The following is a 16,120-nucleotide window of genomic DNA, read 5'->3' on the forward strand; positions in this document are numbered from 1 at the left end:
GGGGGCTGCGGGTGCATAAGCGCGTGCAATTCAAATCACGGGGCGGGGCCCTCCACAAGCCTTTTCGAGGACGACAATGAACGCATTCAAGCCGCTGGTTTTCTCGGGCGTCCAGCCGACCGGCAATCTGCATCTCGGTAATTATCTCGGCGCCATCCGCAAATTCGTGGCGTTGCAGGAAGATAACGACTGCATCTATTGCGTCGTCGACATGCATGCCATCACCGCCCAGCTCGTTCACTCGGACCTGAAGGCGCAGACCCGCTCGATTGCGGCTGCCTTCATCGCCGCGGGCATCGATCCCGTAAAACATATCGTCTTCAACCAGTCGGCCGTGCCGCAGCATGCGGAATTGGCATGGGTGTTCAACTGCGTGGCGCGCATCGGCTGGATGGAGCGCATGACCCAGTTCAAGGACAAGTCCGGCAAGAATGCCGAGCAGGTCTCGCTCGGCCTGCTCGCCTATCCGAGCCTGATGGCCGCCGACATTCTGGTCTATCGCGCCACGCATGTTCCGGTCGGTGACGACCAGAAGCAGCATCTGGAACTCGCCCGCGATATCGCCCAGAAATTCAACATCGATTTCAGCGACCATATCCGCAAGGCCGGTCTTGGCCTCGACATTACGGTCGGCGATGAGCCGGTGCACGCCTATTTCCCGATGGTGGAGCCGCTTATCGGCGGTCCGGCGCCGCGCGTGATGTCGCTCAAGGACGGCACCAAGAAGATGTCGAAGTCCGACCCTTCCGATCTGTCGCGCATCAACCTGATGGATGATGTCGACGCGATCTCGAAGAAGATCAAGAAGGCAAAGACCGACCCGGACGCGTTGCCGAGCGAAGTGGAAGGCCTGAAGGGTCGCCCCGAGGCCGAAAACCTCGTCGGCATCTATGCCGCGCTGTCCGACAGGACCAAGGCGGATGTTCTTTCCGAATTCGGCGGACAGCAGTTCTCGGCCTTCAAGCCGGCCCTCGTCGAGCTTGCCGTCAATGTTTTGGCCCCCGTCAACAACGAGATGCGCCGCCTTCTCGATGACCCGACCCATATCGATGCCATTCTCAGCCAGGGCGGCGAGCGGGCTCGCGCGATCGCTGAGAAGACGATGAACGAGGTGCGCGATATCATCGGCTTCCTGCGCTGAGCACAGGCCGCCTGCGAACGACGGCAGGCGGTTTGCGCCTGCCGTGATTTGATATAATCTCCGCCCGAACCGTCGGGCGGTTTTTTGGATCACGGCGGACTTAGGGAGTGCGGAATGGTTTCAAAACGGCTGTCGCGTCTGGAAGGGCATCGTCGCAAATTTCTCGCCGTTATCGATGACACACCGGAATGCGAAAGGGCCGTGCACTATGCCGGCCGTCGCGCCAAGAACTCCAATGGCGGACTGGTCCTGCTTTACATGATCCCGGAAGGGGATTTCCAGCAATGGCTGGGTGTCGAACAGATCATGCGGGCCGAGGCGCGTGAGGAGGCGGAAGCCACGCTTGCCAAGATCGCCCAGAAGGTGCGCGAGACAATCGGTATCGAACCGGAGTCGGTCATTCGCGAAGGCAGCGCCACCGAGCAGATCCACGGGCTGGTCGAGGAAGACCGCGATATCGCCATTCTCGTTCTGGCAGCAGGCTCGACCAAGGAAGGGCCGGGACCGCTGGTGTCCTCCATCGCCGGACGCGGTGCAGCCTTTCCCATTCCGGTCACCGTGCTGCCGGATACGCTGTCGGACGAGGAAATCGACGCGCTCTGCTGATCCTGGTTTCGGGCAAGATCTTGGGGCTGACGATTTCTTGAATGTAATTATCATGTCAGGGCTTGAAGTACGGCTTCGCCGGGCGTATTTTTTGGAAGAATTCTAAATTGCGGGGCGTGAACGGCGACCTCGAAGGAGACAGACGATGTTCATTCAGACGGAAGCCACGCCGAACCCCACGACGTTGAAGTTCCTGCCGGGCAAGGTGGTGCTGGAAAGCGGCACGGCAGAGTTTCTCAACCCGTCGCAGGCGCAGGCTTCGCCGCTGGCGGAGCGCCTCTTCACGATTCCGGGTGTGACCGGCGTTTATTTCGGTTTCGATTTCATCACCGTCACCAAGGACGGTGCGGAATGGCAGCACCTGAAGCCTGCTATTCTGGGCTCGATCATGGAGCACTTCATGTCCGGCCGCCCGATCATGGGCACGGCCGTTGCGGCCGAAGTGTCGGATGAGGAGGGCGAATTCTTCGAAGAGGGTGACGAAACCATCGTCGCCACCATCAAGGAGTTGCTGGATACCCGCGTCCGTCCCGCCGTGGCGCAGGACGGTGGCGACATCACCTTCCGCGGTTTCCGCGATGGTACCGTGTTCCTCAACATGAAGGGCGCCTGCTCGGGTTGCCCGTCCTCCACCGCCACGCTGAAGCATGGCGTTCAGAATTTGCTTCGCCATTTCGTGCCGGAAGTGCGCGAAGTCGAAGCGGTATGACATTGTAAGCCAGGCCACGCGATGATTGTTCTAGCACTCGACACGTCAGGTGTGGATTGTTCCGCCTGCGTTTATGACAGCGCCTCCGACAGGGTACTCGGCGAAGTGTGCGAAACAATCGGCAAGGGCCATGCTGAAAGGCTGATGGCTGTCATTGACGGCGCTCTAGAGCAGGCGCAACTGCCGCTCCAGAATGTCGAACGCATCGGTGTTACCATCGGTCCCGGGTCTTTCACCGGTATCCGTGTCGGTGTTGCCGCTGCGCGTGGCTTTGCCCTGTCCCTTGGCATTGAGGCCTTGGGTGTAACCACGCTCGAGACGCTTGCGCTGCATTATCTGCTTGTAAATCCCGGCCGGCCCGTGGCCGTCGGGCTGGATGCCAAGCGCGATGAAGCCTACCTCCAGACATTCTCGGCGGATGGATCGCCGCTTCGCGATGCCTCCCTCCTGTCTCTGGAGGATTCGAGACTGGCTATCGAAGGTTTCGATGGCGCCGTCATCGGCTCCGCTGCGCCTCTTTTCGCCGGGGCAGAGGCTGGTTCCGGACCGGATCATTTCCCGATTACCTCGGTGGCGCGCGCCGCTGCGCGCAAGCCGGCAGGCCAACCGAAGCCTGCGCCGCTTTATCTGCGCGGGCCGGATGCCCGGCCGCAGACCGGTTTTGCGCTGGCACGTCAGGGTGTTGCCTGATAGGGCATGGCTGAATGCCTGCGAATGATTCCCGTGATGCCCGATCCTTGCTATGTTTGATGATTATCTGAGCTGGAAGCCCTATTTCGAAATCGTGCCGATGCAGCATGAGGATTGCGGCGCGGTGGCGGAGCTGCATGCGCTGCGCTTTCCGCGCCCTTGGAATGACGGCGAGTTCTCCGGCCTGTTGACGCAGGGGTCGGTTTTCGGTGCCGTCGCCCGTCAGACCAACGCATTTTTCAGCAGGCCGCTCGGTGGCTTCGTGCTGGCGCGCGAAGTGGCGGGTGAGGCGGAAATTCTCACCGTCGCCGTCGCCGACAAGTTCGGGCGCGCTGGCCTCGGCTGGCGTCTGATGCAGTCGGCCATTCGCGAAGCGATGATGCGCGGTGCGGAAACCATGTTCCTTGAGGTGGACAACAGCAACGCTTCCGCCCTTGGGCTTTATAAAAAGCTCGGCTTCAAGACAGTCGCGGAGCGCAAGGCCTATTATACCGCCAAGGATGGAACCAAGTCGACGGCGCTTGTCATGCGCCGCGATCTTCGCTAGTTCCCTGCGACAGGCATTTTTTCGGCGAAAGCCGCAAAATTCAACCGGAATACTCAAAAGGCCAGAAGACGTGATAGACCTTTCGAAAACGCTGGAGGAGCTTTGTGCCGAACGCGGCATGCGGATGACGGACCAGCGCCGCGTCATTGCCCGTGTCCTGCAGGAATCGGCCGACCATCCCGATGTCGAGGAACTTTACCGCCGTTCCTCCGCCGTGGACCCGCGCATCTCGATTTCCACCGTCTACAGAACGGTGAAGTTGTTCGAAGACGCCGGCATTATCGAGCGTCACGATTTTCGTGATGGCCGCTCGCGTTACGAGACGGTGCCCGAGGAACATCACGATCATCTGATCGATCTGAAGAACGGCGTCGTCATCGAATTTCATTCCGCCGAGATCGAGGCCCTCCAGGAGAAGATCGCCCGCGAACACGGCTTCAAGCTCGTGGATCACCGGCTGGAACTTTACGGCGTGCCGTTAAAGCCCGGCGAACGCTGAGACGCCGGTGAACAGACGGGCGTTCCAATCATGATGTGGCTCAGAGCAGCCTATATCGCGGTCGTTCTTCTGATCGTCACGCTCATATTGCTGCCGCTGCAACTATTGGGCCTCGCCTTCGACTGGCGGCTTCGCCGCCGCATTCCACGCATCTGGCATCGCATCGCCTGCCGTGTTCTCGGCATTCGCGTGCATGTTCATGGTGATGTGGAGCGGGCAAAACCGTTGATGCTGGCGGTCAACCACGCCTCGTGGAAGGACATCCTCGTTCTCGGCAGTATTGCCGATGTCGTGTTCATCGCCAAGACGGAGGTGAGGGACTGGCCGGTTTTCGGCTGGCTCGCCCGGCTACAGAAAAGCATCTTCGTCCAGCGAGAACAGAAACGCAGCACCGGCGAGCAGGTTGGTGAGATTGCCAGCCGCATGGCCGATGGCGAGATCGTCGTCCTGTTCCCCGAAGGTACCACTTCGGACGGCAACCGCATGCTCGCCGTCAAATCCTCGCTGTTCGGCGCGGCCTCCACGGCGGCCGAGCAGGTCCCGGGCAAGCTGGTTTACGTGCAGCCGGTCGCCATCGCCTATACGCGGGTACACGGCATGGCCATGGGTCGTTATCATCGGATCATTGCCGCCTGGCCGGGCAGCATAACGCTGGTGCCGCATCTGCTTGGCGTCATCAGGGCAGGCGCCATCGATGTCGATGTGACCTTCGGTGACAGCGTTCCGTTCCACAGCACGGATAACCGCAAGCGCCTTGCGACCGATATCGCCGCTTCCATCCGTTTCATGCTGGCCTTCAGCCTGCGCGGTGGCTGGCGGAAATAGCGAGATCATAGCTTTTCCGGCATTTTTCTGTTTAATCTGGCCGTGAAAAACACTAGATAGCCGCCATGACCCAGGAAACCATCAGTCTCGACGCCCCCCAATTGATAGCCCGCGAGGGTTCGAACAGCCGCAAGGTTTTTATCAAGACCTACGGCTGTCAGATGAACGTCTACGATTCCGTTCGCATGAGCGACGCGCTGGCGAAGGATGGTTACGTTCAGACCGAGGATATGGGCGAGGCGGATCTGGTTCTGCTGAACACCTGTCATATCCGCGAAAAAGCGGCTGAAAAGGTCTATTCGGCGCTTGGCCGTCTGCGCGACATGAAAAAATCGCGGGAAGAGCAGGGCCGCGAATTCATGATCGGCGTTGCCGGGTGTGTGGCGCAGGCCGAAGGCGAGGAAATTCTTCGCCGCGCGCCCGCCGTCGATGTCGTCATCGGCCCCCAGACTTACCACCGCCTGCCGGAAGCGCTGAAGCGGGTACGCGGCGGCGAGCGGGTCATCGAGACGGAATATGCGGTCGAGGACAAGTTCGAGCATCTGCCGGTCGCCGAAAAGGCGACGCTGCGCACGCGTGGCGTGACGGCGTTTCTGACGGTGCAGGAAGGCTGCGACAAGTTCTGTACCTTCTGTGTCGTGCCCTATACGCGCGGTTCGGAAGTGTCGCGCCCCGTTCGCCAGATCGTCGATGAGGCGATGAAGCTGGTGGATGCCGGTGTGCGCGAGATCACGCTGCTCGGCCAGAACGTCAATGCCTGGCAGGGCGAAGGTCCGAAGGGCGAAAAATGGGGTCTGGCTGAGCTGCTTTACCGGCTGGCGGAGATTCCGGGTCTCGCCCGGCTTCGCTACACCACCAGCCATCCGCGCGACATGGATGATCGCCTGATCGGCGCGCATCGCGATCTGCGCATCCTGATGCCCTACCTGCATCTGCCGGTGCAATCCGGGTCGGATCGCATCCTGAAGGCGATGAACCGTCGTCATACGGGTGAGGAATATATCCAGCTTATCGAAAAAATCCGCGCCGCCCGCCCTGATATCGCCATGTCGGGGGACTTTATTGTCGGCTTCCCCGGTGAAACGGATCGCGATTTCGAAGATACAATGGCGATTGTCGAGCAGGTGAAATACGCGCAGGCCTTCTCTTTCAAATATTCCACCCGTCCCGGTACGCCGGGGGCTGACCTTACGGATCAGGTTGAGGAAGAGGTGAAGGCCGAGCGGCTGGAACGATTGCAGGCCCTGTTGCTGCGGCAGCAGAAGGAATTTGCGGAATCGCTGGTCGGAAAGACCATGGATGTGTTGCTGGAAAAGCCCGGCCGCATGCCTGAACAGTTGATAGGTCGCTCTCCCTGGCTGCAATCCGTGAATCTTGATGCAAAGACTTTGAAAATCGGTGACATTGTTCATGTACGAATCACCGCAACGGGTCCAAACAGCTTGTTTGCCGAGGTGGCAGGGAGTTAGAGTGAGGAGCCGACACTGATTGGGACAGGAGCCTGACCGCTTGAACGCACATGAATTGGTATCACCTTCATCGCGCCAGCCACGCCAAGCCGCGACCGACGCCAATCACTTCGTCCTCACGTTCGAGAATAACAGGATAGCGGGAGAGCTATTCGGTCAGTTCGATCAAAACCTCAAATTGCTGGAACAGCGTCTCAATATCGATGCGCGCCCGCGCGGCAATTCGGTTGCCATCACCGGTGATGTGGTCGCCACCAATCAAGCCCGTCGCGCGCTGGATTTCCTTTACGAACGGCTACTCAAGGGCGGAACCGCCGAGGTTTCCGACGTGGAAGGCGCGATCCGCATGGCCATGGCGGCAGACGATCAGCTGACCTTGCCGACGATGGAACGCAAGGCGAAGATTTCCATGGCGCAGATTTCCACCCGCAAGAAGACCATCGCTGCCCGCACGCCGACGCAGGATGTCTATATGCGGGCGCTCGAGCAGTCCGAGCTGGTTTTCGGTGTCGGCCCTGCTGGCACCGGCAAGACCTATCTTGCCGTGGCGCATGCGGCGCAGCTTCTGGAGCGTGGTGCGGTCGACCGCATCATCCTCTCGCGCCCCGCCGTCGAAGCGGGCGAGCGCCTGGGCTTCCTGCCCGGCGACATGAAGGAAAAGGTCGATCCCTATCTGCGCCCGCTTTACGACGCGCTTTATGACATGATGCCGGGTGACAAGGTGGAACGCGCCATTCAGGCGGGTGTCATCGAAATCGCGCCGCTGGCCTTCATGCGCGGCCGCACGCTTGCCAACGCCGCCGTCATTCTCGACGAAGCCCAGAACACCACGACCATGCAGATGAAGATGTTCCTGACCCGTCTGGGCGAGAACGGCCGCATGATCGTGACGGGTGACCCGAGCCAGGTGGATTTGCCGCGCGGCGTGAAATCCGGTCTTGTCGAGGCCCTGCAAATCCTCACCGATGTGGAGGGCGTGTCGGTCGTGCGCTTCAAGGATGTCGACGTCGTGCGTCATCCGATGGTAGCGCGTATCGTCCGGGCCTATGAATCCCACACGGCTGTACCGGATGAAAGCCTCGTGAAGGGCAACTGACGTAAAGACAATGACAGCTCTGGATATTCAAATCAGCGTCGAGGCCGAAGGCTGGTCCTCGGAAGAGGACTTGGCTGCCTTTGCCACCAAGGTGCTGGACGCGGCGGTCGATTTTCTGAAGCGGGAAGAGGAACAACCCTTCCCTAAAATGCCGGTGGAGCTGTCGTTGGTCTTTACCGACGATGAAAATATTCGGGAAATCAATGCCGAGTGGCGCGACAAGGACAAGGCGACCAATGTCTTGTCTTTCCCCGCTTTTCCGCTGGAACCGGGCGGTATGCCCGGCCCGATGCTGGGCGATATCGTCATCGCACGCGAGACGGTTGAGCGCGAGGCCCTTGAACTTGACAAGAGTTTCGAGGATCATCTGACCCATCTTCTCGTTCATGGTTTCCTGCATTTGTTTGGTTATGACCACATGGACGAAGAAGAAGCGGAAGAAATGGAGTCGCTTGAGACTCGCATTTTGGCGGTGCTTGGCCTATCTGATCCTTACGCGGGACAGGAACCGCTTTGAATATTGTCTGGAGCCATGAACGAACATTCTGCACGACCTGCCAATGAGGGCAGAGAAAACGGCGAGCAGTCCTCCTCGGAGGAGGGCAGTAGTCATTTACGTCACGACCTCACTGCAAAGCCGAGATCGACGATCTGGTCGCGCATCGCGCGGTTACTGAAACCGTCACAGGGCGAGCGCCTGCGCGAGGATTTGACCGACGCGCTAATGGACGACACTGAAATCGGTGCCGCCTTTTCGCCCGAAGAGCGGGCGATGCTCAACAATATCCTGCGTTTCCGGGAAGTCCGGGTCGAAGATATCATGATCCCACGGGTCGATATCGACGGTCTCGACCAGAACATGACGATTGGCGACGCCCTCATTCTCTTTGAAGAAACCGGACGCTCCCGCATGCCGGTTTATGACGAGACGCTGGATGATCCCAAGGGCATGATCCACATCCGCGATCTCCTGGCCTATGTCGCCAAGCAGGCCCGCAACAAACGCCGGGCGGGATCGCGAAGCGTTGCTTACGGCGAGACGAAAGCGACGCGTTCGCCGCGACCGAATTTCGACCTTGCCCGCGTCGATCTGGAACAGACGGTTGCCGATGCCGGGCTGGTGCGGAAAATCCTTTTTGCGCCGCCCTCGATGCTGGCCTCCGATCTCCTGAAGACCATGCAGGCGCAGCGGACGCAGCTCGCCCTCGTGATCGACGAATATGGCGGCACGGATGGCCTCGTCAGCCATGAGGACATCGTCGAGATGGTCGTGGGCGATATTGATGATGAGCACGACAAGGACGAGGCAATGTTCTCGCGCCTTTCCGCCGATGTGCTCGTGGCGGATGCCCGCGCCGAACTGACGGAGCTTGCCGAGGCGATCGGCCCGGAATTCGATGTCCGCGAACATCTGGAGGAAATCGATACGCTCGGTGGTCTCATCTTCTTTGCGCTCGGCCGCATTCCGGCCAAGGGTGAGGTGGTGAGAGCGGTACCGGGTTTCGAGTTCCAGATCCTCGATGCCGATACAAGACGTATCAAGGGAGTCCGCATCGTCCGGGATCACGGCTCGGAAGGGCAGGATGATCGTGCTCCGGGCGAAGCCAATGAGGTGATTGCGCTGCCGGCGCCGGATGTTCGCCTCATCACGCACCAGCAGAACGTCGACTGAGCAAGGCAGACGGGGAGTTCTCCGTCGCCGCTACCTCAAAACTGCACTAATCCAACGGTTTGCGGGGCCAAAGCACTGTATGGTGTTGCTGCCGCTGCCGCTCCTGTGGACTGTGAATCTTTTTTCCTTTACGTCGGATCTGAGGGAAAATTTCTCGGCGCGGCCTTGCCGGGAACGGTCTTTTCCAGACGCGCATAAAACGGAGATGGTATGGAGCGTCTTGCAGGCAGGGTGATGCTGGCCGGTGGCATAAGCCGGGCAACGATGGCAATTGCCGCTGGCGCGGTCGGTGCACTGGCCTTGCCCCCGTTCGGCTTTTTCGCAGCGCTGTTTTTGTCTTTCACATTGCTTGTCTGGCTGATCGATGGCTGCACCGGCAAGCCGGGCGGCGGCATCTTCAGCCGTATCATGCCGGCTTTCGGCATTGGCTGGTGTTTTGGGCTGGGCTATTTCGTGGCGGGCCTGTGGTGGCTCGGCAATGCGCTCCTGCTGGAAGCCGACGAATTCGCCTGGGCGCTGCCGCTAGCCATCCTAGGCCTTCCGGCTTTTCTGGCGCTGTTTTACGGTTTTGCGGTTGCGATCGCCAATATCGTCTGGTCAGATGGTTTCGGCCGCATCGCGGCCCTTGCTGCCGCATTCGGCCTTTCGGAATGGCTGCGCAGCTTTCTCGCGACCGGCTTTCCGTGGAACGCTATCGGTTATGGCATCATGCCCGTGCCGATCATGATGCAGTCGGCGTATCTGCTGGGTCTTTTCGGCGTCACCACGCTTGCCGTTCTCATCTTTGCTGCTCCCGCCTTGATCGGTACGAAAAAAGGCATGTGGCCGGGCCTCATTGTGGCGGCTCTGCTGTTGGCTGGTCATTTCGGTTATGGTTTTTACCGTCTTCAGGCACCGGCCGAAACGCCGGCGGATGCGCTGACCGTCAGGATCGTACAGCCCTCGATTGACCAGTCCCGCAAAATGCTGAACGCCGACCGTGCGGAGATTTTTGCCGAGCATCTGCGACTGACAGGCCTGCCGCCCGGTGAAGGGAAAAAACGCCCCGACATCATTGTCTGGCCGGAGACCTCCGTACCGTTCATCCTGACGCAAAACCCGGACGCCCTGGCGGAAATTGCCAGGACACTGGAGGATGGGCAGGTCCTGTTCACCGGCGCAGTCAGAATGGAAGATCAGGGGGCAGGCAAGCCACCGCGCTATTACAATTCGGTCTACGCGATTGACAGCCAGGGTGAGATTATCGGCGCAACCGACAAGGTTCATCTCACACCCTTTGGCGAATATGTCCCCTTTGAAGGCATCCTGCGGGAATTCGGCATCGACAATGTCATCAGCCTGCCCGGCGGCTTCTCAGCGGCGTCTTCGCGCACGCCCTTGACGCTTCCTTCCGGCAAGACCTTCTATCCGCTGATTTGTTACGAGATCATTTTTCCGGGTGAGATGACGCCGGGCCTGAAGGGGGCGGCCGCGATCCTGAACGTGACCAATGATGGCTGGTTCGGCGATACGCCCGGCCCGTACCAGCATTTTCTGCAGGCCAGAGTGCGCGCCGTCGAAACGGGTGTGCCGGTGATTCGCGGGGCAAATACCGGAATTTCCGCCGTCATAGACCCCTATGGCCGCATTATCGCTGGATTGGACTACGGGCGGGTCGGAATTGTTGACGCCACTTTGAGTGGTGGGTCAAGCGACGCATTTACTTACGACATACATCGGACGTATTTCTGGTTGATTTTTTCAATTCTTTTGATGGTTGCGGTATCGACTGCCTGGAGTTTTGCGCGGCGCCAGAATTGACCAGCAACCCCCACAATTGCATAGTGAATACGTCAGTCGTAAAACAAGTTTGGACGCTGTCGAAATGCCGGATCATTTCTTCGAGTGAGTAATGAAGCGAGATATCAACCCTTTCCGAGTGTCAGGACCGCATGATGACCGAAAATAAGAAAAAGCCTAACCCCATCGACATTCATGTCGGAAGCCGAATTCGACTTCGCAGAACCATGCTGGGCATGAGCCAGGAAAAGCTGGGTGAAAGTCTTGGAATTACCTTTCAGCAAATCCAGAAGTATGAAAAAGGCACGAACCGCGTGGGCGCCAGTCGCTTGCAGAATATTTCGGCCATCCTCAACGTGCCCGTTTCCTTTTTCTTCGAAGATGCACCCGGCGATCAGGTTGGCGGTGCTCCCGGCATGGCGGAAGCGTCGAGCTCAAACTACGTGGTCGATTTCCTGTCCTCGGCTGAAGGTCTGCAGCTGAACCGCGCATTTGTCAAAATCGCCGACCCGAAGGTTCGCCGTCGCCTCGTGGACCTCGTCAAGGCGCTGGCCGCCGAGGGAGACGCGGAGTAGGGCGAGCCCGCGTGACACACTAAATTTCCGGCACAGGATGCCGGGCACTCAACGGTCCGCAAGGACCGTTTTTTTGTGCCAGATTAGAAAGGAATTCTCACATAAAGATATATTTATGTGGTTGTGTCCTTGTTTTTCATGGCCGAAATGACTAACAAACTCCAAGACCATTCTTTGAGGGGAATCCCGCATGCGTGCCAATTATCTGTTCACCAGCGAGTCCGTGGCTGAAGGTCATCCGGACAAGGTTTGTGATCGTATTTCCGATGAAATCGTGGATCTCATTTACCGTGAAGCGTCCAAGACGGGCGTCGACCCGTGGACCGTGCGCATCGCATGCGAGACGCTTGCAACCACCAACCGCGTCGTTATCGCCGGTGAGGTTCGGGTTCCCGATACGCTTCTGAAGAAGGACAAGGACGGCAAGGTTCTCAAGGACGCCGCTGGCCATCCGGTCATCAACCCCTCGAAGTTCAAGTCCGCCGCCCGCAAGGCGATCCGCGACATCGGCTATGAGCAGGATGGTTTCCACTGGAAGACCGCCAAGATCGACGTTCTCCTGCATCCGCAGTCGGCTGACATCGCGCAGGGCGTTGACAATGCTTCCGACAAGCAGGGCGACGAGGGCGCCGGCGACCAGGGCATCATGTTCGGTTACGCCTGCAAGGAAACGCCGGACCTGATGCCGGCTCCGATCTATTATTCCCACCGTATCCTGCAGCTGCTGGCAACCGCCCGTAAAAGCGGTGAAGGCGAAGCGGCAAAGCTCGGACCGGACGCCAAGAGCCAGGTGACCGTTCGTTACGTCGACGGCAAGGCCGCCGAAGCCGTATCCATCGTTCTGTCCACGCAGCATCTCGATGCAAGCTGGGATTCGAAGAAGGTTCGCGCCGTCGTCGAGCCCTATATTCGCGAAGCTCTGGGTGACCTGAAGATCGCTGACGATTGCCAATGGTACATCAACCCGACCGGCAAGTTCGTCATTGGTGGTCCCGATGGCGATGCCGGCCTGACGGGCCGCAAGATCATCGTCGACACCTATGGCGGCGCTGCGCCCCATGGCGGCGGTGCATTCTCCGGCAAGGACACGACCAAGGTCGACCGTTCCGCTGCCTATGCCGCTCGCTATCTCGCCAAGAATGTTGTGGCCGCCGGGTTTGCCGATCGTTGCACCATCCAGATTGCTTACGCGATCGGTATCGCCCAGCCGCTGTCGATCTATGTCGATCTGCACGGCACGGGCAAGGTCAGCGAAGACCAGGTCGAAGGCGCTATCCGCAAGGTCATGGACCTGTCACCGTCGGGCATCCGCCGCCATCTCGATCTCAATAAGCCGATCTACGCCAAGACCTCCTCCTACGGCCATTTCGGACGCAAGGCAGGTCGCGATGGCTCCTTCTCCTGGGAGAAGCTCGATCTGGTGAAGCCGCTCAAGGAAGCTTTGAGCGCTTGAAGCATTTCCAGTAAAGCCGCGCAGCGGGTTTACGTCCGGAAAATGCGTGCACGGGATATCGCCCTTGTTATTTGACGGCGATTGAGAGATACCGTCACCAACCTTTTGTAACCCGCACAGTGCCTCATGTGGCGCTGTGCGGGTTAAGTCTATTTATTCTTGAGAGTATGACATGACGGAAGAACGGCGTTCGCGCGCGACGGAAGCGTTTTTTGGCAGGCGCAAGGGCAAGCCCCTGCGCAATCAGCAGATCGACACGATCGAAAATCTGCTGCCCTTGCTGAAAATCGATCTGGAAAGCGCCCCGCCGCAAAATCTCGTTGCTCTCTTCCCTGCGGATGTGAAATCGGTTCGTCTGGAGATTGGTTTCGGCGGTGGTGAGCATCTTGCCCACCGCGCGGTTGAAAACCCCGAGACTGGTTTCATCGGTGTCGAGCCCTTCGTCAACTCCATGGCGAAGTTGCTGGCGAGCGTACGTGAAGGCGAGCTGATGAATATCCGCCTCTACGACGATGACGCAACGCAATTGCTGGACTGGCTGCCGGATGGATCAATCGATCACATCGATCTTCTTTACCCCGATCCCTGGCCCAAGAAGAAGCATTGGAAGCGCCGCTTCGTGTCTGACGTCAACCTTGCCCGCTTCCATCGCGTTCTGAAACCCGGCGGCAAGTTCTGCTTCGCTTCAGATATCGATACCTACATCAACTGGACGCTGCAGCATTGCGCCCGCCATGGCGGTTTCGAGTGGACAGCGACGAGCGCTGACGACTGGCGCACACCCTATGCCAACTGGCCGGGCACGCGTTATGAGAACAAGGCGAAAAGAGAAGGCCGAAGCTCGGCCTATCTCACATTCATTCGCACCTGACGGCCGAAACCCTCAGAGATTGGCGTCCACTTCGGCGGCGACTGGAATGGACGGCTGCGCGCCGGCGCGGGTGCAGGCGAGTGAACCAGCAACGGCGGCGCGTTTCAGCGCCTTTTCGAAATCCATCCCCTGGTCGAGACTGGCGGCAAGATAACCGCAGAAGGTATCGCCTGCGCCGACGGTATCGACCGGTTCGATCTTGAGGCCGGACGCCCGGAAAACCTTGCCGTTGCGAATGGCGATCACGCCGTCCGCACCAAGCGTCACGATCAATGTCTGGCCGCTCTTTTCATGCAGGGCCTTGATTTCGTTTTCCCGCTCGGAACCGGAAAGTCCGCTTTTGCCGATCAGCAGCTCGAATTCCGTTTCATTGGCGATGACGATATCGGCAAGTCCGGCAAGGCGCGGCCCGTCAGCAGTCAGCGGTGCGGTATTAATGACGGTGGTGATGCGTTTCGCCTTGGCGGCCGTCAGCGCCGCTTCGATGGCGGGCGCGGGTATCTCGAACTGCAGCATCAGAATATCGCCCGCTGACATTTCGGCCACGGCCTTGGCCGCATCGGCTGCTGAAACTTCACCATTGGCGGCAGGAATGACGGAGATCATGTTCTCACCGCCTTCGCCGATAAGGATCATGGCAGTTCCGGTCGGGCCCGGTGCGGTCTTGACCAGTGACAGGTCGGTGCCGGCCTCGCGCAGCAATGTCAGCGCCGGTGCGGCAAAGGTGTCGTCGCCTGCAGCGCCCGCCATCTTGACGGTCGCGCCCGCGCGTCTTGCGGCAAGCGCCTGATTGGCTCCCTTTCCGCCTGCTGCGGTGGCGAAGCTCTCTCCCGTCACCGTCTCACCGGGTTTGGGCAGCCGTTTGGCGGTGGCGACGAGATCCATGTTGATGGAGCCGAAAACAGTAATCATGGGGGGCATGTCCGTATAGAATTCAAGCAAGGCGGCGACTTTGCCCGAGGGCATCACTCGTCGTCAACCACCCGCAACTTGGTCGTTCCCGCCCTGTTCTCAGCAAAGCGCCGCGCCTGCTCGATTTCCCCATGTAAAGTTTCTTTTTCCGCCGACGAAAAATCGAGCCCCTCGATCTTCTGGCCACGCGCCAGCACCTTGTCGGAGGAGATCAGCATCATGTCGACGTCTTTCTGCGCCAGCCCGAAATGAGCCTGCAGCTTGCGTGTCCGATCATCCAGCCGCCGCACATCGTCCATGAGCAGAGCCACTTCACCCTGTATGAGATGCGCCTGCTCGCGCATGCGCTGATCCTTCAGCACGGACTGGATGACCTGCACCGAAAGCATCAGCAGTGATGGAGAAACGATGACGACGCGGGCGCGGTGGGCGCGTTGCACCAGATATTCGAAATGCTGGTGAATATCGGCGAAGATCGATTCTGAAGGCACGAAGATGAAGACCGTATCCTGCGTTTCGCCGCGAATGAGATATTTCTCGGCCACGTCGCGGATATGCACTTCCATATCCCGGCGAAACTGCTGGGTGGCGGCCCGTTTCGCTTCCGGCGACTCGTCAGCCTTGATCGCGTTCCACGCCTCCAGCGGAAACTTGGCGTCGATGACAAGCGATGGGGCGTTGTTCGGCATTTTGATGATGCAGTCTGGCCGGTAACCGTTGGACAGCGTCGGCTGAAGCTGAAAGGCGCCAGCGGGTAGCGCATCGGCGATCAGTGTCTCCATGCGTGCCTGTCCGAAAGCGCCGCGCGTCTGCTTGTTGGAAAGGATCGCCTGCAGACCGACTACGTCCTTGGCCAGATCCTGAATATTGCCCTGCGCGGCGTCGATGACTGCCAGGCGCTCCTGCAGGCGGCTCAGATTCTCATGCGTCGACCGGGTCTGTTCCGTCAGCGTTTCACCCAGCCGCTGCGACATGCCGTCGAGGCGCTGGTTGAGTGTCTGGCTCATCTCGCTCTGGCGTGTGCCGAGCGTCTCTGCCATTGCGGCGATCCGGCCGTGTAGCTCGGCCTGCGTTTTCAGGAGGTCGGAGGTTTCACCATCGGCCTGCGCTTTTTTTTCGCGGCTTTTCGTGGTCATCCAGACGGCAGCCAGGCCGAAAACCAGGGCCGCAAGCAGCGCGCCGAAGCTGATGTCGACGGAACCGGCCCGCAATGCTGGATCGAGGAGAACGGAGAAATCTATACCCATGTCTAAATCTAGCAGATTTCCTGTGATTC

At 59.3% G+C, this 16,120-nt stretch carries 17 protein-coding genes; 15 read left to right on the plus strand and 2 right to left on the minus strand.

Annotated elements, in window-relative coordinates:
• The first annotated feature begins 76 nt into the window (after nt 1–76).
• The 15 genes from trpS (at nt 77) to trmB (ending at nt 13,932) form a co-directional block, all read left to right on the plus strand.
• Complete coding sequence (gene trpS / locus AGR13A_RS01420) at nt 77–1,141, plus strand: tryptophan--tRNA ligase (protein ID WP_080833266.1); 1,065 nt, start codon at nt 77–79, stop codon at nt 1,139–1,141.
• A 114-nt stretch (nt 1,142–1,255) separates the two neighbouring features.
• A complete protein-coding gene (locus AGR13A_RS01425) occupies nt 1,256–1,747 on the plus strand; it encodes a universal stress protein (protein ID WP_035219209.1) in 492 nt (163 codons plus the stop codon).
• 145 nt (nt 1,748–1,892) lie between these two features.
• A complete protein-coding gene (locus tag AGR13A_RS01430; protein ID WP_020812436.1) occupies nt 1,893–2,456 on the plus strand; it encodes a NifU family protein in 564 nt (187 codons plus the stop codon).
• Nucleotides 2,457–2,477: 21 nt separating this feature from the next.
• On the plus strand, nt 2,478–3,146 hold the full coding sequence (gene tsaB, locus AGR13A_RS01435; protein ID WP_080833268.1) for a tRNA (adenosine(37)-N6)-threonylcarbamoyltransferase complex dimerization subunit type 1 TsaB: 669 nt from the start codon (nt 2,478–2,480) through the stop codon (nt 3,144–3,146).
• A 52-nt stretch (nt 3,147–3,198) separates the two neighbouring features.
• On the plus strand, nt 3,199–3,693 hold the full coding sequence (locus AGR13A_RS01440; protein WP_035219205.1) for a GNAT family N-acetyltransferase: 495 nt from the start codon (nt 3,199–3,201) through the stop codon (nt 3,691–3,693).
• Between the two features lie 70 nt (nt 3,694–3,763).
• Nucleotides 3,764–4,192 (plus strand): Fur family transcriptional regulator, encoded by a 429-nt coding sequence (locus AGR13A_RS01445; RefSeq protein WP_035219202.1) that lies wholly within the window; start codon nt 3,764–3,766, stop codon nt 4,190–4,192.
• Nucleotides 4,193–4,222: 30 nt separating this feature from the next.
• On the plus strand, nt 4,223–5,017 hold the full coding sequence (locus tag AGR13A_RS01450) for a lysophospholipid acyltransferase family protein (protein ID WP_080833270.1): 795 nt from the start codon (nt 4,223–4,225) through the stop codon (nt 5,015–5,017).
• Nucleotides 5,018–5,082: 65 nt separating this feature from the next.
• Nucleotides 5,083–6,486, plus strand: coding sequence for a tRNA (N6-isopentenyl adenosine(37)-C2)-methylthiotransferase MiaB (gene miaB / locus AGR13A_RS01455; protein WP_080833272.1), 1,404 nt, complete (start codon nt 5,083–5,085; stop codon nt 6,484–6,486).
• Between the two features lie 40 nt (nt 6,487–6,526).
• On the plus strand, nt 6,527–7,582 hold the full coding sequence (locus tag AGR13A_RS01460) for a PhoH family protein (RefSeq protein ID WP_035219197.1): 1,056 nt from the start codon (nt 6,527–6,529) through the stop codon (nt 7,580–7,582).
• Nucleotides 7,583–7,592: 10 nt separating this feature from the next.
• Nucleotides 7,593–8,099, plus strand: a complete 507-nt coding sequence (gene ybeY / locus AGR13A_RS01465) for an rRNA maturation RNase YbeY (protein ID WP_035219195.1) — start codon at nt 7,593–7,595, stop codon at nt 8,097–8,099.
• A 15-nt stretch (nt 8,100–8,114) separates the two neighbouring features.
• A complete protein-coding gene (locus tag AGR13A_RS01470; RefSeq protein ID WP_035219194.1) occupies nt 8,115–9,254 on the plus strand; it encodes a hemolysin family protein in 1,140 nt (379 codons plus the stop codon).
• A gap of 210 nt (nt 9,255–9,464) precedes the next feature.
• Nucleotides 9,465–11,054, plus strand: coding sequence for an apolipoprotein N-acyltransferase (lnt, locus tag AGR13A_RS01475; RefSeq protein WP_080833274.1), 1,590 nt, complete (start codon nt 9,465–9,467; stop codon nt 11,052–11,054).
• A 134-nt stretch (nt 11,055–11,188) separates the two neighbouring features.
• Nucleotides 11,189–11,608, plus strand: a complete 420-nt coding sequence (locus tag AGR13A_RS01480; protein WP_035219848.1) for a helix-turn-helix domain-containing protein — start codon at nt 11,189–11,191, stop codon at nt 11,606–11,608.
• Between the two features lie 190 nt (nt 11,609–11,798).
• Nucleotides 11,799–13,061, plus strand: coding sequence for a methionine adenosyltransferase (metK, locus tag AGR13A_RS01485; RefSeq protein WP_035219191.1), 1,263 nt, complete (start codon nt 11,799–11,801; stop codon nt 13,059–13,061).
• 172 nt (nt 13,062–13,233) lie between these two features.
• Nucleotides 13,234–13,932 (plus strand): tRNA (guanosine(46)-N7)-methyltransferase TrmB, encoded by a 699-nt coding sequence (gene trmB / locus AGR13A_RS01490; protein ID WP_035219189.1) that lies wholly within the window; start codon nt 13,234–13,236, stop codon nt 13,930–13,932.
• A gap of 12 nt (nt 13,933–13,944) precedes the next feature.
• On the opposite strand, the gene AGR13A_RS01495 is transcribed toward trmB, so the two are convergent.
• Together AGR13A_RS01495 and AGR13A_RS01500 are read right to left on the minus strand one after the other, a co-directional pair.
• The gene (locus tag AGR13A_RS01495) at nt 13,945–14,844 is read right to left on the minus strand and encodes a ribokinase (RefSeq protein WP_080836416.1); all 900 of its coding nucleotides are present in this window, start codon (nt 14,842–14,844) and stop codon (nt 13,945–13,947) included.
• Nucleotides 14,845–14,897: 53 nt separating this feature from the next.
• Nucleotides 14,898–16,091 carry a DNA recombination protein RmuC gene (locus AGR13A_RS01500; protein ID WP_167377370.1) on the minus strand — a complete coding sequence of 398 codons (1,194 nt, stop codon included), beginning with the start codon at nt 16,089–16,091 and terminating at the stop codon, nt 14,898–14,900.
• Nucleotides 16,092–16,120: the final 29 nt, after the last annotated feature.

The sequence above is a fragment of the Agrobacterium genomosp. 13 str. CFBP 6927 genome, from assembly GCA_900012615.1.
Taxonomy (GTDB): domain Bacteria; phylum Pseudomonadota; class Alphaproteobacteria; order Rhizobiales; family Rhizobiaceae; genus Agrobacterium.